This is a genomic window from Sporocytophaga myxococcoides DSM 11118, from assembly GCF_000426725.1.
Classification (GTDB): domain Bacteria; phylum Bacteroidota; class Bacteroidia; order Cytophagales; family Cytophagaceae; genus Sporocytophaga; species Sporocytophaga myxococcoides.
Genome location: NZ_AUFX01000013.1, coordinates 89973 through 102078 on the forward strand (window position 1 = coordinate 89973; position 12106 = coordinate 102078).

Here is a 12106-nt window from a genome sequence, read left to right on the forward strand (position 1 = left end):
CCTGGTAAAATTTATATTTATGAAGAAAACACTTTTAGTAGCCAGTTTGGTCGCTCTTTTTACAGGATGCCATGAGAGTAAGAAGGAAGTAAACAACGAAGGCGCCGAAAAAGGTGGGTGTCCATTTCATTTTGGAAATAAAGGAAAATCCGGTGGCCTCAGTACTACCAACAATGGAAAAACCAACAGAGATTGGTGGCCTAATCAATTGGATTTAAGTGTACTTAGGCAACACTCCACCAAATCTGATCCTATGGGAGAAGACTTTAATTATAAGCTCGCATTTAACAGTCTGGACTATGCAGCGTTAAAGAATGATATCCGAGAGGTGCTAACTAAATCTCAGGATTGGTGGCCTGCAGATTATGGTAATTATGGACCTCTATTCATTCGTATGGCATGGCACAGCGCCGGAACATACCGCACAGGAGATGGTCGTGGTGGAACACGTGAAGGTCAACAGAGATTTGCTCCACTAAATAGCTGGCCGGACAATGCTAACCTTGATAAAGCCAGAAGACTTTTATGGCCAATCAAACAGAAATATGGTAATAAAATTTCATGGGCTGACTTAATGATCCTTACAGGAAATGTAGCCTTGGAATCAATGGGATTTAAGACTATTGGATTTGGTGGTGGCAGGGAAGATGTGTGGGAACCTGCAAGTAACGTGTATTGGGGAATGGAAGAAAAAATGTTGGATGACAAACGTTATGGCGAAGGTCGTAAGCTTGAAAAACCATTGGCTGCCGCACAAATGGGGCTTATATATGTTAATCCGGAAGGTCCTAACGGAAATCCTGATCCAGTTGCTGCTGCAAAAGATATACGTGAGACTTTCAGACGTATGGGAATGAATGATGAGGAAACTGTAGCGCTTATAGCAGGAGGACATACGCTTGGTAAAACACATGGAGCAGCTAGTGGTACCAATTTAAGCCCAGAGCCTGAAGCTGCAGGTATTGAAGAACAAGGCCTAGGATGGAAAAGTAAACATGGTACAGGAAAAGGCAAAGATGCTATTACCTCAGGATTAGAAGTGACATGGACTACCACTCCTACCCAATGGAGTCATGGTTTTTTCAAAAGCCTTTTTGAAAATGAATGGGAGCTGACTAAGAGTCCAGGTGGTGCACACCAGTGGGTGGCTAAGAACCCTAAAGTAATGGTACCGGATGCTTTTGATAAGAACAAGAAGCACAAGCCCACAATGCTTACAACAGACCTTTCATTACGCTTTGATTCAATCTATGGAAAGATCTCTAAGAACTTCCTTGATAACCCTGAACAATTTGATGCTGCATTTGCGCGTGCATGGTTCAAATTAACGCATCGTGATATGGGACCTAAAACAACATATCTCGGACCTGAAATTCCTAAAGAAGAGTTTCTATGGCAAGATCCGATTCCTACTCTCAATCACAAATTGGTGAATGATAAAGATATTGCAGAGTTAAAAGCTACCATTCTGAAATCTGGTCTTACAACAGATGAACTGGTTTCTACAGCTTGGGCTTCTGCTTCTACTTACCGTAATTCTGATAGAAAAGGTGGTGCTAATGGTGCACGTATCCGCCTTGCACCTCAAAGAAATTGGGAGGCTAATAATCCTCAACAACTTAATAAGGTATTGACCAAACTTGAAGAGATTCAAAAGAACTTCAATTCAAAATCAGGAAGCAAACAAATTTCAATGGCGGATCTTATTGTACTTGGCGGATCAGCAGCAATTGAAGATGCAGCTAAAAAAGCTGGATATCCTGTGAAGGTAGCGTTTATTCCTGGTCGTATGGATGCTACACAAGAGCAAACAGATCCTGCTTCTATAGCAGTACTTAAACCAATGGCAGACGGATTCCGCAATTATCAGAAGAAGCAATATACATTATCTACAGAAGAATTATTGGTAGATAAAGCACAATTGCTTACTCTGACAGCTCCTGAAATGACAGTATTAATTGGTGGTATGCGCGCTTTAAATGCTAATTACAACCACTCGAGACATGGAATATTCACCTCTCAGCCAGGAGTATTAACGAATGATTTCTTTATGAATCTGTTAGATATGAATACTGAATGGAAAGCTACTTCGGATAACAAAGAAGAATTTGAAGGACATGACAGATCAACAGGAAAAGTAAAATGGACAGCGACCCGTGCAGATCTTATTTTTGGTTCTAACTCAGAACTAAGAGCCTTAGCTGAAGTCTACGGTTCCTATGATGCTAAGGAGAAGTTTGTAAAAGATTTCGCAGCAGCATGGACAAAAGTAATGAACCTCGATCGTTTTGATGTAAAATAACCATTTGCTGATTCATTTAAGAAATTTCAATCAATTCTATATACAGTTTAGTTAAACAAAGCCTGTGCAAATTGTACAGGCTTTGTTGTTTTGTTATGGCTACTGCAGCCAAATATAATAATTAGACTTTATTATTAATTAACGATAAGCTTACCCTCCATCCTCTTTGTTTCATGTTGCCAAACTTCATAAAAATAAATCCCTTCCTGAAGATCTTTAATATCAACCTGAGACATTGTGTTGACCAAAATTATGCTTTTCTTTAACGTTCCTGTGATTGAGAATAATTTTAATTCCGTCCTGTCATTAGACTCAGGTAATTCTATAGTTATATTGGACAAAGCAGGGTTAGGAAATAATTTAAATACTTTATTAAATTCTATATCCGTGACACCGGCAATTGATGTTGAAGATCCATTTAAGCGAACCAAATGAGGATGTTCCACATCATCATAAAGTAAAAAATACCCACCGATTAAAATTTTGTTATCTGCATCCAATGTAGCAGCAAATACTGGTAAATTGGGACCGACTTCAAAGTTAAAGGTTGGATCATCTGTGCCATCTGCATTTAATCTGCTTAAGTATTTTTCCAGATTTCCATTGAAGGTATTAAATTCACCTCCGATAATTATTCTCCCGTCATTCTGTAATGCTACGCAGCGAATTCCTACAACATCAGCTCCGGATCCCATCGCAAAAGTATTATCAATGGTTCCATCGCTATTTATCCTTACTAAATAATTCTTAGATATACCCTTATATTTTGTAAACGAACCTCCCAAGATAATTTTTCCATCAGGTTGAAGTGCCATAGTCCATACTTCTGCATTAGTACCAGTACTGCTATTTAATATATTGTCTTTCGATCCATCGGCATTTATTCTGACAATACCTTGAGCCGCTGCACCGTTATAAGTAGAAAAAAGTCCAGAGACCAATATCTTTTGATCTGGTTGGATAATTATAGCTCTAGGTTCACCATTCAATGCAGTTGTCACTACAAAGGTATCATCCTTTGATCCTGCTGCCGTAAGCCTTGCTATTCTATTAATACTACCATTGTTAAAGACAGTAAAAGCTCCTCCTACAACAATCTTTGTATCATTCTGAATGGCAATAGCATAAATGGTATTATTGAATCCACCTCCAATATTGAATGTATTGTCAAATGTTCCGTCAGCATTTAGTCTTGCAAGCCTGTTTGTTCCTTCACCGTTATAAGTAAAGAATGAACCACCAATTAAAATTTTACCATCCTCTTGTATTTCCACTGCATGAATGGTGCTATTAGCTCCTGTTCCACCAGGGTTAAAGGTTGCATCTAGAGAACCATCTTCGTTTAAGCGGGCTATCCTATTTACGGTTGTTCCATTGTAGCTGGTAAACTCTCCTGCAACAATTATCTTCTTATCAGATAATACTTTGATAACTCGAACATGGGAATTGAATTGACTTGTAACAAAAGATGCATCTATAGTCCCATCTTGGCCTAATACTTCACTAGCAAAAGGAATAGCTAATAAATAGATAACTAGGGCATAAAGTAGTGTAGATGATTTTCTCATAGGTCATTTAGATTGATCAGGGAAGATATACGAGAATAGCCTGGTTCTTGTTTTTCAATCTATCTTTTACTCCTTATAAATTCACTTCGAATACCGTACTCAAGTGTAGATCTTTAGTTAACAACAAAGCCTGTACAAATTGCACAGGCTTTGTTGTTTTAATAGTTTTTTAAAAAATCGTTGAATTTTTCAGTTAAATCTTCATCTTCAAATTCCAGAATGACTTTAGCAATATCTATATGGCCTTTAGAAGCTGCTATTGCTGATAAGGCACAAGATGAAAAAGTTCTATCCCAATTTGTTATTAATGCAGCTAATTCGGAAACCTTGTCCAGCATTTTTAAATATTCATTTTCATAATTTAGGGGAAGCCTGGGATTATGCTCTGAATGACGCTCTATTTCTATAATTGCAATTAATCCTAATATCTTCCAATTGGATATTTTTTTAGATAGTCCAATCCTAATCAAATGAGGTACTGCAAGATACGAAGCCATTCCAACATCTCCTTGATGGTGTAATTCCTCATATAACTCATCTAAAACCTTATCTTGATCATCAATTGAATTGCTATTTTCAAGCTTTAATAAAGGAATTGACACATCGTATGGAATTCTATATCCACTTTCAAAAGTTCTCCAAGAGTTATCACTTAATGGTATCATATTATGAATTGAAAGTTATGTGGCATTATTAAATTCAGCGATTAATATAAGTATAAAGAAAAATTGTTTCATTTGGAGATTTTATTCATATGTCCCCTATTGTGAAAAACAAAATATTATACCTTATTCATATTTAATACTTTGCTAAGCCTATCAGTTATTTGACTTTTGAAAGTAATCAACGCCCAACCAAGCATTCCTATTCCCCAACCCAACCAACCAATTTCATTAGAAATAAAATCTAAATATGAAGAAAGGACAATTGCCAATCCAATTACATACAGAGAATAGTTTATTGTTATAAACCAATCACGATCTTTTTTAAGGTTATTATTTTTGATAAAATCAATAATTGATGCTGTTGTAAATTGGCTTTTGAAATCCTCATAATTGTCATTTTTCTCCTTTATAATCACTCCTTCTTCACAAAGTCTTTTTACAACAGTGCCAAAATCCTCACTGGATTTTATTCCATTATATTCTAAGATATCTTGTATTGATCCGTTGTCGTTATCAATTAAATCTTGAATGATAAAATGCGTCACATTCTTTGAGTTGATGTGGATTTCATTTTTTCTTTTTCGTGTAATAGATTGATGAATATGTCCAACCATTTCAACTCTTATACCTGTTTCATCAGAAATTTTAGTCCAGATTCTTAGGTGTAAATTCCGATCAATGTTTTCTTCAGTAGTATGCTCCATGTCTATCTGTCTGTCTGTATTTTTCTTTAATAGTTCTTCTTATGGTTATTATTGACATTGAGAATAAGTTAAAATATAGCGTGGCTAAATCCTTTGCAATTTTAGCAACTGTCATCTATTTATTCTTTGCCGATCTTGAATCTTATACCGTTTTCCATCAAATACTAAAACCGAACTCCATGAATCATCACCCTCAGGAAAGTGAGACCCAGTTAATAGAACTGGTCTATTATTTATAATTATCGGTAAGAAGATTAATTTATCAATATTCTCTGATTCATCACTTTTATATATAACACTTTGGATAGTATCAATACTTTCAAGTAAATAAGAAATTGAATCGGTATTTAATAAAGATATTGAAAAGTTAGAGGTTGAATTTTTATAATGAGTAAAATGAAAATCTCTGTTACCAGTAGTATCCAAAAGTTGTAAAAGCTTTCCGGTTAAATCCTCATCATCGTAAGAACTATAATATCTTGACAGACTATAAGCCTTTTCATTTCCTATACAGTAGTATGATTCATTTTTACTTAACTTATTTGTCTCAATAACGCCGATGAATCTAGAAGAGATGTTCTGATCTAAATATTCAACTCTCTTAATATGACAGGTAGTAATTAATTTATGCTCAAGATTGTAAATATAAAGTGGATCTAGTCCTGATAATAAAAAATATTTTTCAGCTACTTCAAAAGGTATCCTTGTCCTTTTATTTTCATCATCCTCATAAATTATAGAATCCCCCATTTCAATAATATGCAGACATTCATCTTCATCAATTTTGTCATCTTTAAAATATAGTTCTACATAAAAATCATAGCCTTTATCAAAATAACATTTCTCAACAAATCCTATAAATTTTGAATTGTCATTATACTTTTCAATCAGTCCATGAATCGAATTTGGTTCTTTACTTGAAATTTTATCATGTTTTATTACTCTGCTTTTTTCCCTTCCAGAATTAGATTCTGAGCAGGAAAATAAATAAAATAGGCCAACAGAAATGATGAATAACTTAAATTTCATAATCAACAATGATATAATTAGTACAGACATGATTATATACGGCACCTATCTGCATATTTCCTTTATCCCTACTAAATTATTTATTTAAAAAGTAGCAATCAAAAAATCAGAACTGGGATATTTACCCAAAGGCTTCAGCATATGAGCTTTTACCCTATAAATGTCAGCAAAAAGCCTCGTCATGTGAGCTTTTACCCCACAAATGTCAGCAAAAAGCTTCGCCATGTCAGCTTTGACCTCACAGATGTCAGCAAAAAGCTTCCTGAACTCTTATCGGTTACACTTATTAAGCTCGTAGTTTTTTCAATGCTAGGCTTAAGTTGCCCTTCTCATTCGGAAGAAGGGAATAGTCTACAAAAAAATTTTAACTTTAAGACCGACATAGCAAATAACATATACATTAAGGTCCTTCTTTAGGGTAATGTCCTTAATGAGTATGTTACACAATGCCTCTGAAGGTAATATATTAGTAAGGAGAATTAAATATTAATTCAATTTATTTTTATCCCATTTCCACAAACAATTCTTAAATAAAAGCCTTTTAAAGACTTAAATACTTATACCTATCTTTCAGGTATTTAAACCTTTAAAAGGTAAAATATAATGAATAAATATGTGTCCTTTTTATACCATAATCATTTGGATGATGTTGCTGAATTATGTTTAAAGAGATTATATGAAGGAAATCATTTTATAAGCTTTACTATTTTTCCTGAAAAAATTGAATCAAAGGAATTACTAAAAAATGAAGTTAAGAAATTCCTGAATTTATTGTTGAAAAATCAGGTAATCGATGAAATTGGAACGCTGTTTTCCGAACTTAAAGCAGGCAAACTTACATTTCAAGCTAACCTCGAAGATATACAATCTATTTTTTATAATAGGAAATTCATATTGCTGGAGTTCTTGAATAGCTATACCAAAGATGCTAAGGAAATCATCAGAATAGTGAAAGAAATAGACCAATATTTTCATGCTCAGGAAATGTATGCCGTTGCAAGCATGGAAGAATTCCATAAAAAGTCATTGGATGAAAATCAACTTTTATTTGATAACACAGAATCATTGGCACACCTTGCTCACTGTGAATTTAACTATAGCGATGGCACAATTAAATGTTCCAAAGAGTTTTATGAAATTTTCGGAATAGCACATCAACCAAAACTTTCTTTTAACAATCTTAAAAAGATGACCATTTATGAAAATGGTTTTGATCCCTTCTCTGAAACCCTTACACAGAAGTTTATAGATGGAAAACCTAACATTCATGAATTTAAAATAAAAAGGAATGATCAGGAGATTCGTACTATTTATTCCAAAGACTTCCCCTTGGAAGATACAGAAGGAAAAGTAATCGGTATAAAGAGATTAGTTCAGGATGTCACTCAATTAAGAAATATAGAAGGAAAAATAAAAAATGAGGAAAAGGTACTTAAAAGGATATTTGAAAATTTGCCAATATACATAGGCATATATGATGTTGCTGAAGGGAGGCTGGTATATGCTAACCAGAGTTCCAGGGAGCTTTTTCAGTTTGCATCTGAAGATATTTATAATTCAAAATTTACAAACGTAATCGAAAATATTGTCGCCCCTGAAGATAAAGAAAAATTGCGAAATCGCCTTTTAGCATATCCTCATGCAACTGAAGATAGTTATCCACCATTGGAATATAAGGTTATTCTTCCTAATGAAAAAAATATCTGGTTTTATACAAAAGCAATTGTATTTAAAAGAGAAAACGAAAAAGTAAAAGAGGTCTTGATATCAGCTGTGGATATTACCTCTTTAAAGGAAACGGAAGAAAAATTAAAACTCAATGAGGAGAAACTAATAGTAGCACAAAAGATTGCCAAGGTTGGAAATTATGACTGGAATATAGAAAAAGGAACATCTGCTATTTCAGAAGATTTAGTTGAAATTTATGGCCTTCCATCAGGTACAAAATCTTTTCTTTTTCCTGAATTTATAAAAATAGTAAGGCCGGATTTTTATCCTAAAATGAATGAAAATATGAACCAGATTATGAATGGTTCAATAGATTCCCTTGAAGATGAAATAGTAATTGTAATGCCCGATAAAAGTGAAAAAGATGTTTTAAGCAGATCACGAATATATCGTAACAGTTTAGGTCAGCCCAATCGTGTTATAGGTACCATAATGGATATTACCAGTATTAAAGAAAACGAAAGAAAAATTCAGAAGAAAAATAAAGAACTTCAGCAGGCTTATTTAGCTCTTGAGAGTGTTCAGAAAAAGTTAGAAGAAAATAATATAGAACTGGAGCATCGTGTAGCGTTAAGAACTCAGGAGTTGAAAAATATCAATGAGCGATATGAGGTTTTTATTAAACAAAGTTCTATAGGACTATGCCGCTTTGAATTTAAAGATATACCATATGTTGACACTACTATTCCAATTGAAGAGCAGGTTGAATTAATCAGCAAACACACCTACATAGCGGAGGTGAATGATTGCCTGGTAAATATTCTTGGATTAGAAAATCAGCAGCAATTAATCGGACATCAACTAAGGGAATTTATCAAAATTTCAAATCTTCGTTTAAATATAAAAATTGCCAAGGCAATACAATCTGACTATAGAATTCATGAAATAGAAGTAATAGCAAAACATCAAAAAGAAAAGCCTGTGTATTTGCACATGAAAATAGAGGGTGTGCTGGAGAATGATAAGTTAATAAGAGGATGGGGAATCATTGCAGATGTATCAGCAAGAAAGTATTCAGAATTAGCCTTAAGAGAAAGTGAACATCGTTATAAAACACTTTCGGAAGCAATACCCGGATTTACTTGGACTGCCCTTCCTGATGGAAAAAATGATTATATCAATCAAAGGTGGTTTGATTATACAGGTTCTTCAATTGATGACAGTAGAGACTGGAAGTGGCTAAAATTTATACATCCTGATGAAATTGAAGATACTTTAAAAAAATGGAAAAGCTGTCTGGAATCAGGATCTATTTATGAAAATGAATATAGGATACAACGTTTTGATGGAGTATACAAATGGTTTCAGGCAAGGGCAATACCTATCAAAAACTATAAAGGTAAAATTATCAGATGGATTGGAATTCAAACAGACATAGATGATAAGAAAAGGACTGAAGAAAAATTAAAACAGCAGAATGAAGATCTTGATAATTTCATTTATATGGTTTCTCATGATTTGAAAGCCCCGGTTTCTAATATTGAAGGATTGGTGGGCGTATTGAACGGTTTATTTGAAGAAGAAAATATAAATAAGGAAGGTGCAAGTGATGTTCTTGAGATGATTGAAAGTTCAATAGGTAAATTTAGAAAGAATCTCCTGGAACTTATTGAGATTGCTAAATCTCAAAAGACAAGTACAGAGAATTATGAAGACATCAATTTAGCTGAAATGTTAAACGAAGTTAAATCTATGTTTGAAGAGTCCATAAAAAAAACTAATGCAATAATTAAAGAAGACTTCAGTGAGATTTCAACCATCAGATTTGCAAAGAAAAATCTTCAAAGCATATTCCATAATCTTTTAAGCAATGCCATAAAATATCATTCACACAATAGAAATCCAGAAATATTTATTAGTACCAAACGTGAAGAAAATTATACCGTTTTATTGATTCAAGACAATGGATTAGGTATGAAAAAAGAACAGGCTGATAAGATTTTTTCTGAGTTCAAAAGGCTTCATAAAGACGTAGAGGGATCAGGGGTTGGACTGTACCTCGTTAAGCGAATTATTACCAATGCAGGGGGAAAAATTGAAGTTGAAAGTGAATTGGGTAAAGGTTCGGTTTTTAGAGTGTATTTTAAAAATAAGTAATGGTGTAGGACCTTTCGATCCGGCACTTCGTTCAAATGATACCGAAATAAAATGTCGTTAAAAACTTTTAAAAGTGTTAGGTTGAAAGACATGATACCACAGGAAGTTGACAGCCATTACTTACAAGAGCATTAAGGCTTTAAACCTAATGGCTTATCATATTAAACTTTTAGCTTTCAACTTTTAACTTCTTACATTGGCTCCCAAAGCTCTATCTTATTTCCATCAGAGTCCATAATGTGAATGAACTTTCCATATTCAAATGTTGAGATTTCATCAAGTATAGTCACATCATTTTCTCTTAGCTTCTCCACTAGCCCTTCAATATTCTGAACTCTGTAATTAATCATAAATTCCTTTTTAGATGGAGCAAAATACCCACTCCCATTCTTGAAGGGAGTCCATTGGAGTTGATTTATTTCGTCAGGTCTGTTTACATTTCTGGATTCAAAAGTAGAACCCCATTCATTGACTTCAAGTCCTAAATTCTTAGCATACCATTCCCTGGTATCTTTTGGATTATCAGAAAAGAAGAAAATTCCGCCAATTCCCGTCACCTTTGGTGTTGTATCATTTGATGATACTGCATTTTCAATATTTTTTGGTTCTTCCATTTTATCTGTCTTTTTATTTATGATCTTAATATAAGTAAATACGGTTAAAATTAATATTCAGGAACTTACTTTACAATAATATCTTAAATAGAATATTATTCTTACAACTTTAGTATTTTCCCCAACAACAAAAGCTAACATAAACCAAAAAAGCCTGCTGAGCTGGCTTTTTATGCTTTCTAATTACCAATAAATAGTCAAATGTGATTGTTATTTATTTTATAGTCGATCTTAATCCCCAGAGAGCAATAGTTGACTAATTATTAACAGTATATTTAAGCCAAAGCACTGCGTTCTCCAGTTGCCTCACTTCTTTCAAATGAAGATGCTGGGATATATTTTTCTGCTGGTATTCACCCAGCTCAAAGGTAGTTGGTGCATCGGGCGATGCATCAGCAACAGGAACTATTAGAATACTTAATTCGTCAATTAGTCCTTCATTCAAAAGAGAGCCGTTGATATGTCCTCCTCCTTCCAACATCAGGGTTTTAATATTAAAAAGATCACCTAATTGTTTTAGAGCCAACTTGAAATCCATTTCTGTTTTGCCAGCAAAAATATAGGATACTTTTTTTTGCTGAAGGAAATTCAAATACACATCGCTCACTTGTTCCGTAAGTACTTCAATAATATGATCTCCCCCTGTTTCGTTGGAATCCCATATTAATTTTCCTTTAGCATCTACAGCTATGGCAAAGCTTGTTGCTTCTTTATTCCCTATAAATGGCTTCCTTTCTATCAAAGCATTGGGCTTTAACAATGAAGGCTTCTTTTCCTCTGAAAAATGTCTTTCCATCGTAACCCGGCCTACCATCCATGCCTGACTGGCAAAGCTTTGATGACATCTTTCGTAAATATCCGTATAACTTTTGGTGAGGTCTTTACTTCCCCAGTTATCAGAAATAATCTTGCCATTAACAGTAGACATCATATGACAGATTACATGTGGCTTTACCATAGTTGACTTTTTTTTTCTAAGCCTTTTGAATGATACTGCTCATCGGTAACTTTCTCCATCCATTCCACTACTTTTCCATTAAGGCTTTCCTGTATGGCTATATGCGTCATGGCTATAGTAGACGTTGCTCCATGCCAATGTTTTTCTCCTGGTGGAAACCAGACAATGTCCCCCGGATGAATTTCTTCAACTGGCCCTCCTTCCCGCTGTGCCCAGCCACAACCTGAGGTTACTATCAGCGTTTGTCCAAGAGGATGAGTATGCCATGCTGTTCTGGCACCTGGCTCGAAGGTGACACTTGAGCCTGCTACCCTTGCCGGATCACTAGCCTGAAAAAGAGGATCGATACGCACTGTTCCTGTAAACCAGTCAGCCGGACCTTTTCCTGAAGACTGTGATCCAATTCTCTTAATTTCCATAATAAAAAAACTTCTTTATTTA

At 34.4% G+C, this 12106-nt stretch carries 9 protein-coding genes; 2 read left to right on the plus strand and 7 right to left on the minus strand.

Annotated elements, in window-relative coordinates; translation table 11 throughout:
• Positions 1 to 19 precede the first annotated feature (19 nt).
• Entirely contained in the window at positions 20 to 2302 is a 2283-nt protein-coding gene (gene katG, locus K350_RS0116565; RefSeq protein ID WP_028980865.1) for a catalase/peroxidase HPI, read from the plus strand.
• 134 nt (positions 2303 to 2436) lie between these two features.
• Here the strand turns inward: katG and K350_RS0116570 are convergent, their stop codons facing one another.
• From K350_RS0116570 to K350_RS0116585, 4 genes are all read right to left on the minus strand, one after another.
• Positions 2437 to 3870 carry a T9SS type A sorting domain-containing protein gene (locus K350_RS0116570; RefSeq protein WP_028980866.1) on the minus strand — a complete coding sequence of 478 codons (1434 nt, stop codon included), beginning with the start codon at positions 3868 to 3870 and terminating at the stop codon, positions 2437 to 2439.
• Between the two features lie 158 nt (positions 3871 to 4028).
• Entirely contained in the window at positions 4029 to 4535 is a 507-nt protein-coding gene (locus K350_RS0116575) for a hypothetical protein (RefSeq protein ID WP_028980867.1), read from the minus strand.
• 116 nt (positions 4536 to 4651) lie between these two features.
• Positions 4652 to 5239, minus strand: a complete 588-nt coding sequence (locus K350_RS0116580) for a hypothetical protein (RefSeq protein WP_028980868.1) — start codon at positions 5237 to 5239, stop codon at positions 4652 to 4654.
• A 111-nt stretch (positions 5240 to 5350) separates the two neighbouring features.
• Positions 5351 to 6268 (minus strand): hypothetical protein, encoded by a 918-nt coding sequence (locus K350_RS0116585; protein WP_028980869.1) that lies wholly within the window; start codon positions 6266 to 6268, stop codon positions 5351 to 5353.
• 603 nt (positions 6269 to 6871) lie between these two features.
• Here K350_RS0116585 and K350_RS31410 point away from each other — a divergent pair.
• Positions 6872 to 10093 carry a PAS domain-containing protein gene (locus K350_RS31410; RefSeq protein WP_051313221.1) on the plus strand — a complete coding sequence of 1074 codons (3222 nt, stop codon included), beginning with the start codon at positions 6872 to 6874 and terminating at the stop codon, positions 10091 to 10093.
• 191 nt (positions 10094 to 10284) lie between these two features.
• Here K350_RS31410 and K350_RS0116600 read toward each other — a convergent pair whose 3' ends face one another.
• The 3 genes from K350_RS0116600 to K350_RS0116610 form a co-directional block, all read right to left on the minus strand.
• Positions 10285 to 10707 carry a VOC family protein gene (locus K350_RS0116600; protein WP_028980870.1) on the minus strand — a complete coding sequence of 141 codons (423 nt, stop codon included), beginning with the start codon at positions 10705 to 10707 and terminating at the stop codon, positions 10285 to 10287.
• A 256-nt stretch (positions 10708 to 10963) separates the two neighbouring features.
• Entirely contained in the window at positions 10964 to 11665 is a 702-nt protein-coding gene (locus K350_RS0116605) for a RibD family protein (RefSeq protein WP_028980871.1), read from the minus strand.
• The gene (locus K350_RS0116610) at positions 11659 to 12084 is read right to left on the minus strand and encodes a (R)-mandelonitrile lyase (protein ID WP_028980872.1); all 426 of its coding nucleotides are present in this window, start codon (positions 12082 to 12084) and stop codon (positions 11659 to 11661) included. The genes K350_RS0116605 and K350_RS0116610 overlap by 7 nt, the downstream gene beginning before the upstream one ends.
• Positions 12085 to 12106 lie beyond the last annotated feature (22 nt).